General features: G+C 33.2%; 19 protein-coding genes. 4 read left to right on the top strand and 15 right to left on the bottom strand.

Features of this window, described 5'->3' with window-relative positions; translation table 11 throughout:
- Positions 1-2: 2 nt before the first annotated feature.
- From ACWA1F_RS07295 to ACWA1F_RS07255, 9 genes are all read right to left on the bottom strand, one after another.
- Entirely contained in the window at positions 3-731 is a 729-nt protein-coding gene (locus tag ACWA1F_RS07295) for a hypothetical protein (RefSeq protein ID WP_456892874.1), read from the bottom strand.
- Between the two features lie 645 nt (positions 732-1,376).
- Positions 1,377-2,396 (bottom strand): DUF2931 family protein, encoded by a 1,020-nt coding sequence (locus ACWA1F_RS07290; protein WP_456892872.1) that lies wholly within the window; start codon positions 2,394-2,396, stop codon positions 1,377-1,379.
- 77 nt (positions 2,397-2,473) lie between these two features.
- On the bottom strand, positions 2,474-3,877 hold the full coding sequence (locus tag ACWA1F_RS07285) for a T6SS phospholipase effector Tle1-like catalytic domain-containing protein (protein ID WP_456892870.1): 1,404 nt from the start codon (positions 3,875-3,877) through the stop codon (positions 2,474-2,476).
- 5 nt (positions 3,878-3,882) lie between these two features.
- The gene (locus tag ACWA1F_RS07280; RefSeq protein ID WP_456892868.1) at positions 3,883-4,053 is read right to left on the bottom strand and encodes a hypothetical protein; all 171 of its coding nucleotides are present in this window, start codon (positions 4,051-4,053) and stop codon (positions 3,883-3,885) included.
- Between the two features lie 13 nt (positions 4,054-4,066).
- On the bottom strand, positions 4,067-5,851 hold the full coding sequence (locus tag ACWA1F_RS07275; protein WP_456892866.1) for a type VI secretion system Vgr family protein: 1,785 nt from the start codon (positions 5,849-5,851) through the stop codon (positions 4,067-4,069).
- Between the two features lie 383 nt (positions 5,852-6,234).
- Positions 6,235-6,831, bottom strand: coding sequence for a 3'-5' exonuclease (locus ACWA1F_RS07270; RefSeq protein WP_306155151.1), 597 nt, complete (start codon positions 6,829-6,831; stop codon positions 6,235-6,237).
- Positions 6,832-6,834: 3 nt separating this feature from the next.
- Entirely contained in the window at positions 6,835-8,748 is a 1,914-nt protein-coding gene (locus ACWA1F_RS07265; protein ID WP_306155150.1) for a DUF294 nucleotidyltransferase-like domain-containing protein, read from the bottom strand.
- A 510-nt stretch (positions 8,749-9,258) separates the two neighbouring features.
- On the bottom strand, positions 9,259-9,642 hold the full coding sequence (locus ACWA1F_RS07260) for a hypothetical protein (RefSeq protein ID WP_456892864.1): 384 nt from the start codon (positions 9,640-9,642) through the stop codon (positions 9,259-9,261).
- 86 nt (positions 9,643-9,728) lie between these two features.
- Positions 9,729-10,145, bottom strand: coding sequence for a hypothetical protein (locus ACWA1F_RS07255; RefSeq protein ID WP_456892862.1), 417 nt, complete (start codon positions 10,143-10,145; stop codon positions 9,729-9,731).
- Positions 10,146-10,288: 143 nt separating this feature from the next.
- Between ACWA1F_RS07255 and ACWA1F_RS07250 the strand changes: the two genes are divergently transcribed.
- The gene (locus tag ACWA1F_RS07250) at positions 10,289-11,518 is read left to right on the top strand and encodes a multidrug effflux MFS transporter (protein WP_456892860.1); all 1,230 of its coding nucleotides are present in this window, start codon (positions 10,289-10,291) and stop codon (positions 11,516-11,518) included.
- A gap of 147 nt (positions 11,519-11,665) precedes the next feature.
- Here ACWA1F_RS07250 and ACWA1F_RS07245 read toward each other — a convergent pair whose 3' ends face one another.
- The 4 genes from ACWA1F_RS07245 to ACWA1F_RS07230 all read right to left on the bottom strand — a co-directional run bounded on the left by ACWA1F_RS07245 (position 11,666) and on the right by ACWA1F_RS07230 (position 16,713).
- Entirely contained in the window at positions 11,666-12,931 is a 1,266-nt protein-coding gene (locus ACWA1F_RS07245; RefSeq protein WP_456892858.1) for an NAD(P)/FAD-dependent oxidoreductase, read from the bottom strand.
- A gap of 80 nt (positions 12,932-13,011) precedes the next feature.
- Complete coding sequence (locus ACWA1F_RS07240) at positions 13,012-14,346, bottom strand: DEAD/DEAH box helicase (protein ID WP_456892856.1); 1,335 nt, start codon at positions 14,344-14,346, stop codon at positions 13,012-13,014.
- A gap of 185 nt (positions 14,347-14,531) precedes the next feature.
- Positions 14,532-16,070 (bottom strand): DEAD/DEAH box helicase, encoded by a 1,539-nt coding sequence (locus tag ACWA1F_RS07235; RefSeq protein ID WP_095929316.1) that lies wholly within the window; start codon positions 16,068-16,070, stop codon positions 14,532-14,534.
- A 109-nt stretch (positions 16,071-16,179) separates the two neighbouring features.
- Positions 16,180-16,713: a DUF6155 family protein gene (locus ACWA1F_RS07230; protein ID WP_456892853.1), complete on the bottom strand. Its 534-nt coding sequence runs from the start codon at positions 16,711-16,713 to the stop codon at positions 16,180-16,182.
- 197 nt (positions 16,714-16,910) lie between these two features.
- Between ACWA1F_RS07230 and ACWA1F_RS07225 the strand changes: the two genes are divergently transcribed.
- Together ACWA1F_RS07225 and ACWA1F_RS07220 are read left to right on the top strand one after the other, a co-directional pair.
- Entirely contained in the window at positions 16,911-17,195 is a 285-nt protein-coding gene (locus ACWA1F_RS07225; RefSeq protein WP_306155133.1) for a DUF3817 domain-containing protein, read from the top strand.
- Positions 17,188-18,444, top strand: a complete 1,257-nt coding sequence (locus ACWA1F_RS07220; protein WP_456892851.1) for a mechanosensitive ion channel family protein — start codon at positions 17,188-17,190, stop codon at positions 18,442-18,444. Before ACWA1F_RS07225 ends, ACWA1F_RS07220 begins: the two co-directional genes overlap by 8 nt.
- A 122-nt stretch (positions 18,445-18,566) precedes the next feature.
- Here ACWA1F_RS07220 and ACWA1F_RS07215 read toward each other — a convergent pair whose 3' ends face one another.
- Complete coding sequence (locus tag ACWA1F_RS07215; protein ID WP_456892849.1) at positions 18,567-18,986, bottom strand: hypothetical protein; 420 nt, start codon at positions 18,984-18,986, stop codon at positions 18,567-18,569.
- Positions 18,987-19,087: 101 nt separating this feature from the next.
- Here ACWA1F_RS07215 and ACWA1F_RS07210 point away from each other — a divergent pair, with 101 nt between their 5' ends.
- Positions 19,088-19,489, top strand: a complete 402-nt coding sequence (locus ACWA1F_RS07210) for a glyoxalase (protein ID WP_306155128.1) — start codon at positions 19,088-19,090, stop codon at positions 19,487-19,489.
- Positions 19,490-19,885: 396 nt separating this feature from the next.
- Here ACWA1F_RS07210 and ACWA1F_RS07205 read toward each other — a convergent pair whose 3' ends face one another.
- Positions 19,886-21,862, bottom strand: coding sequence for an alpha-ketoacid dehydrogenase subunit alpha/beta (locus tag ACWA1F_RS07205; RefSeq protein ID WP_456892847.1), 1,977 nt, complete (start codon positions 21,860-21,862; stop codon positions 19,886-19,888).
- Positions 21,863-21,919 lie beyond the last annotated feature (57 nt).

The following is a 21,919-nucleotide window of genomic DNA, read 5'->3' as shown; positions in this document are numbered from 1 at the left end:
AGTTACTTTTTTTTCCAATCTATCGAAAACGTATTATCAGATTTTTCTTTTATGACAACGAACTTATTTTTAATGAATTTAAATTTATTTCCAAATAAACTCATTATTTTTAAATTGTTTCCCCTTGTCCAATTTACAAAATCTATTATTCCATCATTATTAAAGTCTCCAAAACAATTAGGATCAAAAGACATTTGTTCATCAAAAAAGTAGATTTTGACATTCTTTTCATTGGTGATATCGAATAAAAGAATGAAATAGCTTAAATTAGTTGTAGGTATAGTTGAATCCCAAAAGAATAAAGAAAAATATTTTTTTGAATTTATAATAAATTGATATCCTGATGCATAATTTAATCTTAAAGGTTCTTCATTACTTAATATTCTCTTTTCATAATAAAGATTATCCAAACAGTACTTTTTTTCAAAAAGAAAAAGGCTATCTCTCAGATACGTAGAATCTGGATTTGTATAAGTAAATTTTTTAAACTTTAAATTAATTGATCTTGATATTTCTAGGATTGTAAAATCTGTTTTGTGATTTCCTTTTTTATATTTCTTTTGTATAACATTTAGTGAATCTGGAAATTCAATAAATTTTAACGGTTTATTGATTAATTCTCTGTATACATTTATAACATAAGCATTATTGCTTTGTGAATTTATAATCAGAAAATTAAAAAACACAAAAATTAGGGCTAATTTATTCTTCATTTTCTTCATTTTCTTCATTTTCTTCATTTTTAATTTTATAAAATGTATGGTAAAAGTTCGATACGAAATTTTTAAAACTTACTCAAAGTATTCTTTTATTTTTTTTCCATTTTTTTTATTAATTAAGACGAGTATACATGGTCCATTTGCTGGACAACCACTCCGAAATAACAATTTATTGGAGTAATCTTTAATTAGTTGATAGCCTAATCGATATGCGTAGGGATATAGTTTTGCATCTATTTCGTTTATTATAATTTTAGATTTATGAGTTTTTTCTAAAGTCAACCATATTCTATCGCAATTAAATTGCCAATAAAGATTATAGTTATTCTTTAGCTTGAGTGTATCGCAGTGTGTAGTGATTTCATTCATTAAATTATTCTCATTGCAAAAGCAATCCTTTTTCTGTGCCGAACAAATATTAATTTGGAGTATTATTAGAAATAATATTTTCTTTATCATTTGATCTCTTATTTAAGTTTTGAAATATTACCTTCGATTTTTTAGCCTACAAAAAAAGCATATTGCATTTTTCGTAGGCTAAAAAGTTTTATAATAATCCTTTTTTTGTCAATGGTATTTTTTCAATCAGGACTTCAAATTTTCTTTCCTAACTTCTTTATAAATGTATCTAGTTCCTTGGATTCATAAAAATCATTTCTAGTAAGGATTCTTTTTTGTAAAAGATTCTTGCGAAACAATTGCCTCATTCATATCGATTTCAGAAGAAGCTGATTTTAATTTTATAGTAATCCCTTTCGTTTCTCTTGGTTTTGTATTGCGGTCAATTTCTATTATAAAATTGATAGATTCTCCTGTTTTTATTTTTTCAAATAGAGCCATCGATTTTTTCTCATCAAAAAATATATCACTTTCCATACGTCTATCGTTTACATCGTGCCAGACAATATTAATTTTTCTTGGAATTGCACGTTTTTTAATTGGTATCTTATTGCCATTCAAACTCAAAAAAATAGATTCAAACTCTCCGTTGATGTAATTAATTTCGATAGTTTCAACTTTGTCTTCTGCTTTTACTTTAGGTGTGATATTATATTCTTTAAAAAGCGTTTCCCAATAGCCAAAGGGAATAGTGCCCTGAGCTATTTGATCTTTTATTTCTTGGGGTAGGACATTAATATTAACCTTAATAACTTCATCAATTCCTGCTTGGTTTTTCATTAATTCATGAGCTATCCCCCAATCTACATTTTTATCTTCATGTGCCTGATAACGACCAACAATAGTCATATTGGAAGGACTGAAAACATAGAGTACCACCATCCCTCCTGGAAACAGACCTGCATTAACAACAAAATGAGAATCTTTGGAAATTCCTATTTTTTTTGTTTCTGGATCCCAATATGGCCTTTCGCTGCCGTTTATCATTAAAGCTTCTATCTTTTCTGAATCGAGTTTGAAAATTCCAGAGTAACTTTTCTTCTCAGTATATGATAACCAGGTAATATCTAATGTTTTTGGAGATATTCCTGTAGCTTCTCCTGAGGAAGAGCCGTCATTATCACCAAGATGATAACTATTTATGACATTATCAAAAGGCATGTAGACATATCCACTATTGGGTGTATTACCTAAAATTAAATGTCCGGAGAATATTTCTGCAGGATAGTTTCTTGGAGTACAAACTGCTGCAACCCATGAATATTTTTTTTGTCGCATATTATTGTTTTGGCAAGATATCAATGTAAGGTTGAAAAAAGTAAATATTAAGATTATGTTTATTTTTCTTGTCATAGTTATCCTTGTATTATTTTTCGTTTCCAGATGATATTACTTTGATTGTCCTGCACAGGTTCCATACCCACACCATCCATATTGGCGGAACAATGCAAATATTTGTTTCGCAAATCAACAAGCATCAAATGTTCGCGTATCAAGGCGTTAAAAGCATCTATTTCTTCATTGTTTTTCCACGCTTTTTTTCGTTTCGCTTCAATCTCGTTTTTTGTATAATATTTTAATTTCGGTTTGCCTTCAAAAGCGTAACTATCAATACGTTCTTTTATCTTATTTAATTCTTTTGGAATTTTATAATGTAAATTTAATTCCAATTCATACTTCCAAGGAATTTTATATTTGCGTTTGCCAAATTCAGCCATGAGATGTAAAATCACAAAACTATATTGGTTGCTTACATTTAATCTTTTTCCTCGTAAATAGTATGGAATCAGACTAGGCAACTCTTTTAGTTCATGCGGAAAGAACCATCCTTGTTCCAGTACATATTTTTTTTCTTCGGCAATTTTAGAAGCCGTTTCCGTGAGTATCACAGTTTCAGGACCACTTTTATATCCACCTCCAATATCAGAATGCACTCCTGGTAAGCTTAATTCTATGCTATTCGCTCCGGCAGAAGCAATGCTAGTCAGTGGAAAATTTTCTCGGTGTTCATCTTCAGCGGTTAAATGCACCGTAAAACCAACATTCGGAATTTTTAGAGGAACATTGTCTTTGTCTATATCATCAAAAACATTGCTTCCATAAGAAGATACTGTGTCATAAATACCTAAAAACCTAATTTTTAAGCGAATTGGTTTGGTTTTAAAATCCAGTTGTTTAAAAGCTTTACCTAAATAGCCCCAATCATAGCTTTTTTTATCGCCTACAACTTTTTGTTTATATAGTTCGTTTACAAAAATACGAGCCGCAGCTGCTCCACGGCTAAAACCAAATACATCAAAATATAAAGTACTAACATTTTTCTCTTTTTCGTAAATTAATCTGTTTACAACATCAAAACAGCCTTTCTCTACTTTTTCAAAAAGACCTGTTTCTCCTGTGCCATATCCTTGCCCTCTTGTGAAATCGCCATAATAATCCAGTGTGCCATCATGATTTTTGTCTGGATTTTTGGTTCCTATACCTTCTACATAGACAGAGTAATAATGGGATTCATTATCTCTTAAATATGCTTTTTCTAGTCTGTCGACATTGGTGTTATCATTCCCATAACTGGTGTTCGAACCATCATTGTCTGAGATAGAGGATTTTTTTAGATTAGGATTTTTTCTTCTGCCTTCAATGTTTTCTCTATTGTTTGAGGTTCCGTCAAAGAATACTCCCATATAAACATCGTTTAAGTCTTTGTCGTCTTCTTTGGGAGGAACAAAACGTGGTTCTCCAAAAATTATATTACTCATAATTGTTATGATTTATTTCCTCTTACATTAATCGTATTATTTGAAGCGAGCGTTAAGTTTTCTTTGGTTGCCACTATTTCAACTTTTCCGCTAGTTTCATCTAGTTTTTTAGATATAGAGATATACTTATTCTTGATTTTTATCTTTAGATTCTTTGCTGTTTTATTAATTGCCATCACAATGATTTTATTAGAAATGATTTGTTTTTTCGGCACTATTAATCTCTACTGTTTTTTGCGTACTTTCTAAAAGCATATTTTCTTTAGTGCTAAAAATTTCAACTTTTTCTGCAAATTGTGTAGATTCATGTGCGCTTCTCGTGTAATTCTCACTGATATTCTCCGTTTTATTATCTCCAGCTTCATTAATGTTTCCTGCCGCATATATGTCAATATTACGGTCGGCTGTTTGTGTAATATCTCGTTCCGCATCTATTTTAACGTCTTTTCCAGCTTTAACAATAAAATCTTCCCCAGCCTCAAACTCAATATTTTTAGGCGCTTTAAATCTTATATTTCCGTCTCCGTGAATCACCGCGATGGTTTGGCCTTTCTGGCTCTCGATAGTCACATCACCAGTTTCATCATTAGAAATGATTCGGTTTCCGCTTCGGGTCTCTATTACTTTTACATCATTCTGAGGAGTTTCGTAACCAGAAGCCGCAACGCCGTTATAGTGTGTTCCCATTACATAAGGGCATTCACAGTTGCCGCCTTCAAAGCCTACCAATACTTCTTCGCCGATCTCGGGAATGAAATAAAAACCTTTCCCTTTACCAGAGTGAGGCTGTATCATTCGCATCCAGTCGCTTTCATTTCCCCATCCGTTCCAGTAATAGGAGACTCTTATTCTTCCCATTTTATCGGGATCATTGTTGTCTATTACTCTGGCAGGCTGGCTGTCTGCAAATGCAAATTCTTTTGGATTGGTATAATGCGGAACAGCCACATCTGCCGGAATAGCTTTGAACTCGCAGCTGTAGTTTCCGTTTACTTCAGAATAATGGGTAACTTCTACGGCTATCAGCTCATGTTCTACCGTTTTATTCTGGATCGTAAAAACCTGTCCCACTCCGATTGGATAATAGGAAATTCCGCCGTAAAAAACACTGTTGGCGTCCTTCGCCGCTGTCTGCAGCCTGACCATTTCGTCAATTTCTTCCTTATTCTGCGCATTATTGGTATAAGCGCCAACGCTTAAGTCCTTGCGCGTAATAGCGCCTTGATTATACGCCGCTGAAACCGAAAATCTATCCCTATTACCTGATGATTTCTCAGCACTGTTTCTGATGCTTTCGGCAGTGTTATAATCATAACTTCCCAGTGATGCCATGTGCGAGGCAAGACCTGTTTTTATTCTAAATTGATGCAGCGAAGAACCGTTGATGAGTTTTACCTTGCTGGCTTTGGTCTGCCCAAACTGCATCCTCATTCCGTCAAAGTAATACCATTGCCCATATCTGGCCGCAAGCCTTTTCATAAAATTAAAGCTAGTTTCATTGTACTGGGGCTTATTGCTGAATGCTTTTGTATGGGTAGGCACAATTGCTTCACGCTGGTAAAATTCTCCCGAACTGGTTTCGGCAAAAATTTCCAGAGCAATCTGCTGCAGGTTTTTATCCATAAAAATCCTGGATTTCTCCATATCATCCAGAAGAACCGTATGGCTTATCCCGTAAACATGAAGACCTGCGGGACTGCCGTGAAGATCTACAGATTCCAAGCCGTTAATAATTCCTTTAGACATCAGCCTTATTCCATTCACCTTAAAGGTAAAAATCACTTCACTGCCGTTATATCTGCTTATCGCCTGTTCCTGGTCTTCCGGCTCTATAACTGCTTTTCCGGTATACTGCCAGACAAAAGAAAAATAATGGTGGTCGGCCATTTTCTGTGAAAGCTTCAAATCGTAATAAATAATGTTCTTTTCGAAGAAACTGATCGAAATATGAACCTGCTCTGAAAATTTTGACATGGCTTCTTAGTTTGATTTAAATTTATAATAAAAGTATTTTCTTACTTTTTATAAATTTAGATTAAAGCTTCAGAGTCAATTATCTACTAAAAGTTTTTTTTGTATTAAAATAAGGTCATTGTTTGGAGGATTTATTAGAATTAATTAAAATTTCATAATATTAATTAGTTTCTTTTATTCTTGCACTTATGTTAAAAGTAGGAGAGAAGCTTCTGAAACAAAAAAATGCCTCTTAATTTTAAGAGGCATTTTTGTTTTATAATAATAATTCGGACTTCGACTTCGCTCAGTCTGAAAGCTTTGTTTTTCTATGTTCTTTCCTTCAAAAGTTACATTACAAAACTTAAAATTCCTTATATAACTTATATGGTTAAAACCAATTCCTATTTTATTCCCAAACGAGATTTTAATTTCAAAAATAAAAGTCCTATTCTATAAGCATCTTCAGAAGAAGAATTTCTGTCGCTTTTTGGAATCTTATAAATTTCGCATAAATCATCAAGAGAAAACTGTTTGTCGTTTATATCAGTCAATTTTCTATACATCACATCAACATCTAGCGCTTCGTTTTTTAAACGTCCACAATCTAAACGTTCCAAAGCGGCGTTCAGCATTTCAATATCAAAATTAATATGATGCCCAACTAAAATAGAATTACCGATAAAGTTCACAAAAGCTTCCAAAGCATCCGGTTCTGGCATTTTCATCATTTTGCTTTCTATGATAAATTCATTAGAAAGTCCGTTGTCCTGAAGATATTTGTATTGCAATAAAACCGTTTCGAAATTTTCTTTGATAACTATGCTGTTGTCCATTACCGAAAAGGCACCAAGAGACAATATAACATCCTTATCCGGATTTAGTCCAGAAGTTTCAGTCGAGAGAACAACAAACTTATTAGGTTTGGTTTCGAATTTAGTTAAATAGTCTTTCCAGAAATCTGGATAGTCTTTATTGATATTTTTTAGCCAGTCTAGCATATTTTATGAGAATTGCGTCAATTGAAATTTACTTTTAATCAGTTCCTCCAGGTCTTTCATTGGGGACAATGCATTTTTTAATTTCTCTTTGTCAGATTTTGACATTTCTCTTATATTAATATATTGGCCAGAGTCGTCATTTTTTAATCCTTCAACAGTTCTAAATTTCGAAAGTGTTAAGAAAGCTTCTGCACAGCTTAAATAAATTTCGGCATTTTTAGAATCTGTAATTGCTAATTGCTTGAATCTTAAATAGGTATTCTGAATTCCTTTTATGTTGGCATTTAATATCAACAAACGTGCTCCGTCAATTAATGGCATTAAAGCTCTTGTCTTAATGTCAAATTTATCTTTATGCGGACCGTCTTCTTCGGTTATAAATTTCTTAAAGAAACTTAAAGGCGAATTTCTTTTTAAAGCATCATTTCCTAAAAAGTCAAAGAATAAAGTATTGTTTACAGCATTCTTGAAAATCACACTTTCGATCGCTTCTTCAATTTTTGGTTCACCAAAAACAATTTCATAATCAAAGAAAATACTGCTCAAATCATTACTGTTTTCACCTGGAGTATTCATCCAGCTATTGTATTGTTTTGTCCAGTCACTCAATGATTTACACCAAAGCATATTGCTTCCCATGTGTCCGTTCGGGCAATAGTCGTAACCTACTTTTTCTAAAATAGAAGTGGTTCGTTTTGCCAATCGTAAGAAATAATCTTTTACTTCTCTATATTTTTCAGGAGTAACATCTTCAAAAATTAAAATACTATCCTGATCTGTAAGTAATAATTGCTCCTTACGTCCTTGACTTCCAATACTTAACCATGCAAAACGTGCAGGAGGGGAGCCTAAATCTAAAATAGATAATTCGACTGCTCTCTTAATAATAGCTAAGTTAATTTCACTCGCAATATTGCTTACGTGTGAAATTGGAATATTTTTTTGAATCGAATTCTGAATCAAATCAGATAGACGATCACGTATTTGTTTTAAGTCTTTTGGAAGCTGAGAACGCTTAATCTCTTTAATTAATACACCAGGGTTACTAGCTTGTGCTACAATAAGATCGTGCTCAGAAATGATTCCTTTTACAACAGATTTGCTTGTACCATCTTTAGTTACGCATAAGTGTGTAACATTATGTTTAAGCATCAACAATTGAGCTTCTGCCAAAGACACATTTTCTAAAACCGTTACAACCGGAGACGACATAATTTTGTCTATAGTTTCAGTAATAGGATAGCGTCCAGTTGCAATTTTTGATGATAAATCGGCATTGGTAACGATACCAATAGGGTGATTTTTTTCGCAGATTATAATGTTGTCTAACATAGAATCTGTCATTAAAATTGCGACGTCTTTAATTATAGAACTCGCTTGAGTTGTTAATGGCGAATTATTATAGTTAAGTGACTGAATATATTGCATTTCTGTCTGCTGGTCAATATAATCAGCATCAGAAATCAGCTTGCCGTTCGAGTTCATGCTGTCTTTGGTGTGACGCGAATTTACAGCGAAACTTTCCAGCAAGAAATTTAAAACATCAGAATTGTTGGCTACAAAAGGTCTAAATACAGCGATAGGAATAGCATAAATTATGCTTTCTTCACGAGCTTTAGCCGTCATCATGTAGTTATTTTTTGCAAAAAACGGGCGCAAACCAAAAATATCGCCTTCATGACACTTATTCAAAATGGTTTCTTCAGCGTCGGCAATAGTCGTAAGATTAATGACACCAGAAGCTACAACATAAAAGTTTTCATGAAGCGGATCGTTATTTTGAAATAATACCGCATGCTTTTCTAAATTAATGACACGAATATTCGTAGCAATATCTGATAATTCCTGGAAAGTTAAATTATCAAATGGTTTGTATTCTTTTAAAAAATCTGCAATATGCTCAGCAACTGTATTCATATATGTGATAATTTATTTTTAAAGTATCGAATGTAAAAATAGTAAAATAAAGTCTTACAATGAAAGTATCTTTAGCAGAAACTAATTATTTTAAAGAAATGTTAAAAGATAATGGTAATAAGACCTGAAAAGCGAATTGATTTATTGCATAATAAACCATTCAGAACTAAACTGACGATTTTGTGATATTTGAAAATTTTTAAAATTTAAAACCGTACAGCGCATTTATGGACAACTTGAATTACTATAAATCTTTTAATCAGATACGCTGAAATTTCAATATTTGAAAATATTTTAAAAATAAAATCATACAGCGTATTTATGACATTTGAATATTTGAGTTTTAAAAATTTAAAATGCAACTGAACAGAAGTATGGTAAACTAAGTTTCAGACAAAATGAAAATTTTCGAACTAAAAACTATATAGTTTATCATAGGGCGGTTTTTGAAATATTCTATTTTACATAATATAAATTATAGTTCAAATTGAAGCAACTCCGAAAAGGAGCTTATTCGTATAATTTCTTCAAAATCATCTCTTTTGGTATTAGATCGCCTCCGCCATTTTTGGTGAACTGCATTACATTATCTTCTACAAATAAAACGGCACTTGATGTAATTCCGTTTTTATCTTTAAATTTTATCTGAGCTTTATCGCCATGCGGATACACATGTCCGGAAACTTCCAAAATTCCAGAATTCAAATCTTTGTGTTCGCTCGTAACTTCGGCGGTTCCAAAAATCTTATAATTAGATTGTGCAATTGTAATTGTAAAAATGAATTCTTTTTTGCAGTCTTTGCATTTTTCGTTTCCCCAAGTTCCTGAGAATTTATTTTGCTGTGCAAATGATTGCAAGGAAATTATAAATGCCAGGAAAAGAAATTTTTTCATTGTAGTTTGTTTTATTAAAATCTGAATCAAATATAAATCAAAAAAGCATCACAAGTTTGCGATGCTTTTTCTAAATTCTAGAAAATTTATAATTTTTTCAAATAAACAGATTTTCCATTTAATGATACGTCAATCTGGTTTGTTTTTTCATTAAAAGTTGTTCTTAACGCATTCCCGTTAAAAATGGTAACGTCGCCATATACGTGGCCTGCTTCAGTTGATGTATAATCAAATTTCACCTTTTTATTTCCTGGCTCAATCCCTAATTTGTAACTTGAAAATTTTGTGCCTCTTAAATCAAAATCCTGCTGCGAATCGATAATTTTTCCGTCTGCATAAAAATTGGTAACCGATTTGCTTAATGTAATGTCTGGATAATACTGGTTTACTTTTTTCAAGAGCTCGTATTGTTCTGTACTAGCTTCTTCTTGTTTTGATGTAATGGTTTGTGCAAACGACATTGATGTGCATAAAACTGCTAATAGTAAAAGGTACTTTTTCATAATTTTAATTTTAAGATTAATAAATAGTTATGCCGAATAATGCCGGCAATTACTTTAATTTATTGTTATAAACTTCTTCAAGTTCTATAACAAGATATGAAATCTTTACCTTTGCAAAAAATTATAAGCCCTTTTTTAAGAAAATGACAACAAAAAAATATATTCAGCTTATCCTGATATTAGGTTCTTTAACAGCTCTTGGTCCGTTCTCAATTGATATGTATTTGCCTGGTTTTTCGGGAATTGCAAAAGATTTAAATACCACTGTTGCCAAAGTTTCTATGAGTTTATCCAGCTATTTTATCGGAATTTCAGCTGGACAATTGCTTTATGGACCTTTATTAGACCGTTTCGGACGTAAAAAACCTTTGTTCATTGGACTTCTAGTCTACATTTTAGCTTCTTTAGGATGTATTTATGTAGCTGATATTGATAGTTTTATATTTCTTCGATTTGTACAAGCTGTTGGTAGCTGTGCTGCAACTGTTGCTTCTGTAGCGATGGTTCGAGATTTGTTTCCTGTAAAAGACATACCAAAAGTATTTTCTCTTTTAATGCTAGTTGTTGGACTTTCTCCAATGTTGGCGCCAACTATTGGCGGTTATGTTACAGAAGATTTAGGCTGGCATGCCGTATTTTTTATTCTGATGTGCATGGGAATTGTAATTCTGGCAGCTTCACAATTCGGACTTCCAGATACTTATAAACCTGACACTTCGATTTCATTAAAACCAAAACCGATTATTTCTAATTTTCTTTCCGTTTTAAAAGAACCACAATTTTACACGTATGCCTTTACTGGAGCAATAGCTTTTTCAGGATTGTTTTCTTATGTGGCGGCTTCACCTTTAGTTTTTATGGATATTTACAAGGTTGACGCTAAAACGTACGGATGGATTTTTGCTCTTATGTCGGTTAGTTTTATTGGATCTAGTCAGTTGAATTCTATGCTTTTAAAACGGTTTTCTAGCGAACAGATGATTTTTGGAGCCTTGATTTCGCAATCCGTTATCAGTATAATATTTTTGATTCTGGCTTTGAATGATCTTTTAGGATTGTATCAAACCATCGGAATGTTATTCTTGTTTTTAGCTTGTCTAGGAATTTCAAATCCAAATACGGCAGGATTAACGCTTGCTCCTTTCGCTAAAAATACTGGAAGCGCTTCTGCTTTAATGGGCGCAATTCAGTTGGGAATCGGTGCTTTGGCTTCATTTGCTATTGGGGTTTTCGTGAAAAACTCTGTAACTCCAATGGTTGCCATTATGACGACTACAACTATTACAGCCTTTCTTATTTTAAATATCGGAAAACGTTTTATTAAACAAAAGGTAGAATTGTCGGATAGTGATGATGTTATGATCGGGCACTAAAAAAATAAATTCCAAATATTTTAAAATTCCAATCTTTTAAATTCCAAATTCCAATAAAAAAGCCAAAATCATTAGATTTTGGCTTTTTGCATTTAATATTTTTCCAAGTTTGGAATTTGGAATTTAAAAGATTGGAATTTTATTCCTTCAGTTTTGCGTTTTCTTATCCGGTCTGATGATCATTCTAAGTGATTGATCTTTTGCGAAATACGCGACCATCCAGTTCCAGAATGTATTTAATCTGTTTCTGTACGTTATTAATGAAATTAAGTGGATAAACAGCCAAATAATCCAAGCAAAGAACCCTTTAAAATGCCATTTCGGACTTGGTAAATCTACAACGGCTTTTGCTTTTCCGATAATAGCCATAGAACCTTTGTCTTTGTAAGCAAATGGTTTAAGCGGTTTATTAGTAACCATTGCTTTAAAATTCTTAGCTAAATTTAATCCTTGCTGAATCGCAACCTGAGCAACTTGCGGATGTCCATCTGGGAAATTTTGATCGCCAGATGAAATAGCAGTATCACCAATAGCGTAGATGTTTTCAACACCATTTACTTTATTGTATTGATCCGTTGCCATACGTCTGCCTCGACCGTAACTTTCTTTTGGAATTCCTTCAAATATCTTTGCAGATACTCCTGCGGCCCAGATTAGATTTCTGGTTTTTATAGTTTCTCCGTTTTCAAATATTACAGTGTCATCTACGTAATCCACAACTTTAGTATTCAGTTTTACTACAACACCAAGTTTAGTTAAAGCATCTAGCGTATCTTTTTGAGATTCTTTGCTCATAGGTGACAGTAAAGCATCTCCTCCGTCGACCAAATAAACATTACTTGCTGATGTATCCAATTCTGGATATTCCTTTAAAAGGATATTTTTACGCATTTCAGCAAACATTCCAGAAACTTCCACTCCTGTTGGTCCGCCTCCAGCGACTACAATTGTCAATAATTTACGTCTTTTACGCATATCCTTGCAAATCGCAGCTTTTTCTAGATTTTTAAGCAACGTATTACGCATTACGATGGCATCATTTAAGGTTTTCATCGGAATGGCGTTTTTCATAACGTTTTCCATGCCAAAATAACTCGTTTCTGCTCCCGTGGCAAAAACCAGATAATCGTAATCCAATTCTCCGTTGCTCAAAGTAATTTTCTTTTCAGCAGGAGAAACAGAAAGTAATTCGCCTAAACGAAATTGTAGATTTTTTTTGCCTGCAAAGAACTTTCTAAAAGGATAACTAATGCTCGATGGCTCTAAAAATGCAGTGGCAACCTGATATATAAGTGGTGGGAAAAAGTTATAATTATTCTTGTCTACAAGAGTTACTTGTATTTGAGGCTGATTTACAAGCTCTTTCGCTAGATTAAGTCCTGCAAATCCTCCTCCAATAATGACTATTTTCATATATATTGTATTAAGTAGGATTATAAAATAATTCCTTATAAATATACAACTTTAATATGCAATGACAATTGTCATATTTATTACTTTTTGAATTTTTTAACTGTTTTTTCAACTATATCGATTTTGTTCTGTAAGACATAACTTGCCATTAGTTTCTCGATTAGTTCCTCTTTCGTTAAATGATGAAAAACAGTTTTTACGCGTGTTTTCAAATCCTGAGAAAGTTCATGATTTGGTTTTGTTTTGAAGATTTGTTTTGCCCATAAAAGCATATTATTTTCTTCCAAACTTGCCGCTGAAGGTTTTTTGAACTCAGAAAATTTAATTCCTAATTCTCTTTCAAAGTCCGCAATTTCAAAAACTTCTTCTTGCTGTAAAACGGTTAAAGAAAGCCCTTTTGCTCCTGCCCTTGCGGTTCTTCCGCTTCGGTGAACGTAATTTTCGTAAGTGTCAGGAAGGTGGTAATTAATGACATACGAAATTTCTTTTACATCGATTCCTCTCGCTGCTAAATCGGTTGCCACTAGAATATTAATATGCCCTTCTCGGAATTGCTCCATAATTCGATCGCGAATTCCTTGCGTTAAACTGCCGTGAAGTGCTCCAGAAGAAAACTTATTAATCGCTAGATTTTTAGCCAATTTATTAACAGCGGCTTTAGTTTTACAGAAAATAATTCCTCTTTCGCCATCTCTCGAATTCAAGAAATGCATTAAAACTTCTAGTTTTTCAATAGGATCAACTACAATATATTCGTGATCGATTCCTTCGTTTCCAACAGTTTCCATGTTGGCACTTATCTGAACTACATTTTTATTCAAATAATTCTGAATCAGCTGTTTTATAGTTCCAGGAAGTGTTGCAGAAAATAATAAAGTGCGGTGTTTTTTAGGCAATTCAGCAACAATTTCGTCTAAACTTTCTTTAAGGATAGAAACCATTTCGTCAGCTTCATCCAAAACTAAATATTCCGCTTGTTTAATGTTGATGGCTTTTCGCTGAATCAAATCAATTAAGCGTCCAGGCGTTGCCACAACAATTTGCGCACCTTCTTTTAATCTTTCGATTTGCGGTTTTATTGGAGTTCCCCCGCAAATAGATGCGATTGGTATATTTGGAATATATTTTGAAAAACTTTCCAAATTTCTAAAAATCTGCTGTCCCAATTCTCTTGTTGGAACTAAGATTACCGCTTGAACTTCAGCTGATTCTGGATTAACTAATTGTAATAATGGCAATCCGAAAGCGGCTGTTTTTCCTGTTCCTGTTTTGGCTAAACCTACAATATCATGAGTTTCGTCCAAAAATAACGGAATTGTTTTTTGCTGAATTTCTGTAGGTTCAACAATATTTAATTCGCTTAAAGCTTTTAAAATTGGAGCTGAAATTCCTAATACTGAGAATGGTTTAGACATGTTTTATATTTTAGATTTCTGATTTTAGAGTTTAGATTGTTTTTAATCAGAATGTTTTGTTGTTGTTTTAAAAAAGGAAAATCTTTGTCAAAGTTTATAACTTTGACAAAGATCATATATTAATTTATATTTTCGGGCATCACAACTTGAAACATGAAACCTGAAACAAAAAAACTTAAAAATTATCAATCTGGTTCGTTCATGATTTTCTCACGATATTTTTTACCGATTAACAAGGTCAATCTTTGTTTGTAATCGTCAACCAGCCATTCGCGGTAGTTTTTACTGCATTGGCTCAAACATTTTGAATAACGTTTGATACGGTCTTCAATATCATCTTCCAATTCTTTTGCAAGCATTTTGGCTTCTTGAAGTGTTTCTGTATTGTCTACACACATTCCCGCATGCTGGTCTAAAGATTTGTCTAAAACTACTTTAGAACGAAGATTCTGTTTGATGATTAATTTATGTTCTTCATCGACATCAAAACTAACATCGGCTGTTTTGCTGAATTTTGCACGCAATTCTGGTGGCATGCTGTATTTAAAGAACATTTCGATTTCGTGATCATCACGCAAGTTTTCTAAATAGAATTCTGGCGATTTAAAGATGTGCTGCCAGTTTACAGGATCGCTCCATAAACCAAAACGCGCTGCATTATTACCTAAATCGATAACTGTAAATTCATCTTTTCCAGGCAATTTACGAGATCCACGGCCAATCATCTGGAAATATAGAGTCAACGATTTTGTTGCTCTGTTCAAAATAATCGTTTCTACAGTCGGTTCGTCAAAACCAGTTGTCAAAATTCCGACAGAAGTCAAAATAGCATCTGGAGTCTTTTTAAACCACTGTAAGATATCTTTACGCTCTTCAGAACTGCTTGTGTTGTCTAAGTGTCTAATATCGTAACCCGCTTCTCTAAATGTTTCATATACATATAAAGATGTATGAATACCGTTGTTGAAAATCAACGTTTTCTTTCCTAAAGAACGCTCTGTATACGCATGCAGCAATTTTTCCTGCATCAAAGTATTCGTATATAAATCGTCTGAAGATTTTACCGTATAATCACCATTAATACCCACTTTCAACGAAGTCAAACCAACATCGTAGCTATACGTCGTTGCTTTTGCCAAGAAACCTTTTTCGATCAAAGATCCAATGGTATCACCTACAATAAGTTCGTTGTAACTTTGGTGCATTGGCAATTTTATGTTCGAACTCAAAGGCGTTGCTGTTACTCCAAGAATAAAAGCATTTTTAAACGAGTTTAGTAATTTTCTAAACGAGTTATAGTGTGCCTCATCAATAATAACCAAACCGATATTGTCCAAATGAAGTTTTTCATCATTAATACGGTTTTTTAAAGTCTCAACCATCGCCACAAAACAAGAAAAATCATTCTGGTCTGGCAATTCTTTTACTTTACTATTGATTATTTTGTTTGTAACGCCAAAACCTGTCAACATTTTTGAAGTTTGTTTACAAAGTTCGATACGGTGCGTTAAAACAACCACTTTTTTATCATTATGAGATAAATAGCGGCGAACGATTTCAGAAAATATCACTGTTTTTCCTCCTCCCGTAGGAAGCTGATACAGTAAATGATGTTTTGGAGGAGCATTGTCTAAACGGTCAAAAATAGCGTCTATGTCGCCTTTTTGGTATGCATAAAGTTCTTTCTTCTCTTCTCTTTGTATTTCTAAAGTGTTTTGAGACATTGTTTATTTTTGGATTTTTGCAAAAATACACCGAAAAAACAGTTATTCATCTTATTTTAACCTAAAATAAATATTTTTTTTAAATAAAGATTTTTTATGAGAAGGGCATTTAGTAGTCGATTTTCTCCAAAATTGCCTCAAAATCGTACTTATTTTTCCATTTTTGCTCTACAGTTTCGTTCTGAATTGCATTAATTCGCAATTTAAAATCGTTAAAAATTCCGTTTGAAACGATAAAATTGACTGCTTGCTCAAAAGAATTTAGGATACTTTTGTAAAATAATTCCTGCTTGATGAAGTTTTGCGAAGAAAACGTTTGCGCAATTTCGATATTGTAAAGCATAATATCGGCAACAACATACGAATCGACACCCAACATTATAAAATGCTTAATTAATTTCTGGGCAACCGATCTTCTCATTTTGGCTTTAGGTCGCCATTTTGCTCCCGGTTTTTTGATAGGAAAATATTCGTGCGAGATTTTAACCTTTGCTTCCTGCAGCAATTTGTCTTCTTTCGGATTAAAAACAAAATCATAATACACCTTGACAGGTGCAAATTTCTCATACAATTCTATCAATTGTTCTTCTAACTGCTCTTTGGTTAATTCGCCTAAATATTTTTTTAAATCTCTTTTGCTCATACAGTAAAGATAATTTTCAAATTTTTAAATTCCAAATTCCAATTTTAGTTGCTGTCCTACTTTGTCAAAGTTTAAAACTTTGACAAAGTTTACGATTGTATTTATAGGACAAAAAAGCATTTTATTTTCAACTTTTAAATCCTAAAATCAAACCATAATGCCTAATTTTGCTACTGTAAAACTTAAAAAATACATACATGCTCAAGCTTTTCAAAATCACTGCCATTTTAGAGGGAATCTCTTATTTAGTGTTATTTGCTAATATGTTGATTATCAAAAACAACAATCCTGAACTTTACCATACATTATTACGTCCGTTAGGAATGACACACGGTGTTCTATTTATAGGATACATTCTTTTAGCATTTTTATTGAAAAAATCCATGAATTGGGATTTAAAAACTTTTGCAATCATTTTAGTAGCTTCTCTTATTCCGTTTGGAACTTTTTATATAGAGAAAAAGTATCTGGAAAATGCATAAGCTTTTGGAGAAAATATTCAATTTTTTATACCCTCTATTTAGAGATTGGGGAATGAGCCGCAATTTTGCGTCTTATACCAGCCTGATCTTTAATATCGCTATTTTAATAGCACTAGCTTACATTATTTATTATGCCGCTAAATTTCTTTTAGTTACGCTGACTGCTGTTTTTGCTCAGCGAACTAAAACCAAGTTTGACGATTATTTAATTCAAAACAAAACCACTAGATATACGGCTTATTTAATTCCGTTTTTCTTTATCTATAAAGCGGTTCCCGTTATTTTAGATAAATACGAATATTGGGAATCGATGTTCGGAAAAATTGTCGGTATTTATATTGTATTGCTGGGATTATGGATTGTTCGAACAGTTTTTAATTCCTTACGCGATTATTTAAAACAGAAACCAGAATACAGCGACAAACCAATCGACAGTTTCGTTCAGGTTATCATGATCGTGCTTTGGATTTTTGGTGTTGCCATGATTATTTCGACTTTGTTTGGAATCAAGAAAGGCGAATTGCTAACAATCTTAGGAACGCTTTCGGCTATTATCATCTTAATTTTCAGAGATACTATTCTTGGGTTTGTTTCGAGTGTTCAGGTTGCCATAAACGACATGGTTCGTATTGGTGACTGGATTACAATGGATAAATTTGGTGCCGATGGAGATGTTATCGAAATCAATTTGACGACTGTAAAAGTTCGAAATTTCGACAATACCATTACCACGATTCCAACGTATGCTTTAAGTTCTGATTCGTTTCAGAACTGGCGCGGAATGCAGAATTCTGACGGAAGACGTATTAAAAGACATGTTTTGATAAAAAGCAGTACGATTCGTTTTTTAAATGACGAAGATTTGCATCAATTGAAAAAAGTACAGCTTATTAGCTCTTATATTGAAAGCCGTCAAGCGGAAATTGACCGATACAACGATCTTAGAGGAATTGATAAAACGCTTTCGCTAAATGGCCGAAACATGACCAATTTAGGATTGTTTAGAAAATACATCATGCAATATCTACACGACCATCCAGGCTTGAATAAGAATATGCATATCATGTGCCGACAGTTGCAATCGACTGCACATGGAGTTCCGTTAGAAATTTATGTCTTTTCAAGCGATAAACGCTGGGCCAATTACGAATATATCATGGCTGATATTTTCGATCATGTTATGGCTTCAGTAAGATATTTTGATCTTGAAATATTTGAATTGCCTTCTCAGATTGGGCATTTGGATTGATTTTTACCGCAAAGTTCGCAAAGTTTTTTAGACAAAGCTTTGCGAACTTTGCGCTTTTAGAAGATATAGTATATCAAAAACCTTGCGTGCTTTGCGGTAAAATCAACGCAAGCCACGTCAAACTATTTCTTAATCTCTTCAAAAATGAAATCTGGATTTTTATAGCTCAATGTTCCCGGATAAAAGCAAGGAAGATTCATATACGTTCCGATTGCGCCTTTTCCTTGGATAAGCTGTTTATCCTTTTTCAGTAAAGCCAACGGAATTCTTTTCCAGCTTCCGCCTTGTGAAATAAAATGATAATCTCCTCGCAAAGTATCACCATTTATATTGCCACGAACATCTCCAGAATCCTTTCCTATTTTATTATAGAAAATTTCATAGCGTCCAAAAAAACGTTTTTCGCTGATTTTTAAAGCTAAAACCGCGCTATCTTTTCCGTTTAAGGACTGATAATGCACCTCTTTATAACTGTTCTCTTTTGAAGTACAAGAAATAATCAGGAATAAACTGGATAGAATGAGAATAAAAGAAGCCTTCATAATATATTTTTTCAACCAATAATGGTTTATAAGTATTTTACATTTAAAACAAAAATAGACTTTTAGTATTTTATTTTTCGCTAAATTTAAATAAAAACCCCATGGAAGATAGAGATACTTTTTTAAGAGAATTCAGAGGCGAAACTTTAGGAACCGTAAGCGCTCAATCTTCACCAGATGAGATCTTTCAAAATCAAACGATTAGGCCTATTCTGAAATTGCAAAACGATTTGTTTATAGCCGTTTTTATAAATTATATCAATAAAAACAAACGAGATTTTTATTCTTATTCAGTAGAAAAGAAACTCCAGACGATTGAAAACTCCATTCAAAAAGATATTAAATTTAGAAATTCACTAAAAGGAATCGTAATGGCGCTTTTTACAATTGATGAATACGATACTTATATCCAAAATTCATCTAATTTAAATAAGAGAATGATGAATTTGGTAATTGAAAGATTGAAATCTCAGGTGCAATTGTTTGAAGTAGAAGTTAAATAGAGGTTCTAAGCTACTGAGCTACTAAGGTTCTAAGTTTTTTCACTCAGAATCATATTTTTCTTTGTGTTAGAAAAAAATAGATTTATAAATATTAAAAGGATTTCAAAATATAAATCCGAGAGGTTTCAAAAAACTGACGGGTTTTAACAAATCCAGCTTTGCGATCTCATTCAGCGCAATGATAAACGCAAAAGCTTAGAAAAAACTTAGCGTTCTCTGCGTTAAAAAAAAACACAGGTTATAATATTAAAAAGATTCCAAAATATAAACGCGACAGGTTTTAAAAACCTATCGCGTTTAAAATCTAGCTTTGCGATCTTACTCAGCGCAATGATAAACGCAAAAAGCTTAGAAAAAACTTAGCGTTCTCTGCGTTAAAAAAATACACACAAAAGCTTAGTATTTTAAAAGCTCTTTCAAAGCAATTTCAAATCTATTTCTCGGCAAAAACTGATCTTCCAATGCTTTAGTAAACGGAATCGGAGAATCTAAACTCGCTACACGTTTTACAGGAGCGTCTAGATATTCAAAACAATTCTCCATAATTAAAGCAGAAATATCACTTGCGATTCCACCAAACATGGTGTCTTCTTGATATATTATCGCTTTTCCAGTCTTTTTAACCGAAGCAAAAATCGTTTCAGTATCCAAAGGCTGTAAAGTTCTTAAGTCAATTAAATCCGCATCAATTTCCGGATTGTTGGCTAATGTTTCTAATGCCCAATGAACTGGCGCGCCAAACGAAATAATAGTAACCGATTTTCCTTCTTTCACCAAAGCGGCTTTACCTAAAGGAATAGTATAATAGTCTTTTGGAACATCTTGATAAATACTGCGGTATAATAATTTATGTTCGAAAAATAATACCGGATTCGGATCGTTAATTGAAGTGTTTAAAAGTCCTTTTGCATCATAAGGAAATGCTGGATAAACCACTTTTAAACCTGGAGTTTTGGTAAACCAAGCTTCATTAGTTTGCGAATGAAATGGTCCCGCCTGAGTTCCTCCGCCGCAAGGCATTCTAACCACAACATCAGCATTTTCGCCCCAGCGGTAATGTGATTTCGCCAAAAGATTCACAATCGGATTAAATCCAGTAGAAACAAAATCAGCAAATTGCATTTCTACAATAGCTTTATATCCGTTAATAGATAATCCCATTCCTGTAGAAACTACGGCACTTTCGCAGATTGGCGTATTTCGAATTCGATCTTTTCCAAAGGCATCAACAAAACCTTCCGTTATTTTAAAAGCACCGCCATATTCTGCAATATCTTGCCCCATAATCACTAGGTTTTTATGGCGCCACATAGATTGCTCTAAACTATTTCTAATTGCATTTATAAAACGGATGTTTTCTACTTCTTCTCCGTGAGTATATTCTTCATAGTCAAAAGGTTTGTAAACATCATCTAGTTCTCCGCTGTAAGTTGCTTCAATTTCAGGTTCGGCATTTGCCATTGCCCAATGTTCATCGATTTCCTTTTTGATTTCGGCATGAAGCTGTTCGTCCAACTCAGCAGTTAAGATTCCGTTTTCGGTCAAATATTTTCTGTAATTGGTCACTGGATCTCTCAGTTCCCATTGATCCATTAAGTCTTGAGGAACGTATTTCGTACCACTCGCCTCTTCATGCCCACGCATTCTAAAAGTTTTAAATTCCAATAAAACCGGACGCGGATCTTCTTGCATTTCTTTTTTTAGCTGAGACAGTTTATTGTAAACTTCCACAATATTATTTCCGTCAATAATCCAGCTTTCAATTCCATAACCAATTCCTTTATCAGCAAGGTTTTCGCAAGCGTATTGCTCGTTTGTTGGTGTCGAAAGTCCATAACCGTTATTTTCAACAATAAACATAACTGGCAGTTTCCAAACCGCTGCAATATTTAAAGCTTCATGAAAATCGCCTTCACTTGTTGCGCCTTCACCAGTAAAAACAGCAGTGATTTTTTTATTGTCTTGAAGTTTGTTCGCAAGTGCAATTCCGTCAGCAATTCCTAATTGCGGACCTAAATGCGAAATCATTCCGATAATATTATATTCCTGAGTTCCAAAGTGAAAACTTCTGTCGCGGCCTTTTGTAAAACCATTTGCTTTTCCCTGCCACTGCGAGAATAAACGATGGAGCGGAATTTCTCTTGTTGTAAAAACTCCAAGATTTCGATGCATTGGAAGTATGTATTCTGATTGGTCTAAAACAGCAGTAACACCAACAGCAATAGCCTCTTGCCCTATTCCGGAAAACCATTTGGAGACTTTTCCCTGACGAATCAAGATGAGCATCTTTTCTTCAATCAGTCTTGGTTTTAATATTTTTTTATATAAATCTAATAATTGAGCGTCAGTAATGTTTTGTCGGTAAAAAATCATGTAATTTTTTGTTTTTTAGTGTTTCAAATATAACAATTTGCGTTAATTTTATTGGTT

The organism is Flavobacterium erigeronis, assembly GCF_054075165.1.
Note: the sequence above shows the minus strand (reverse complement) of the source record. Positions and strands in the feature narration are given on the sequence as shown.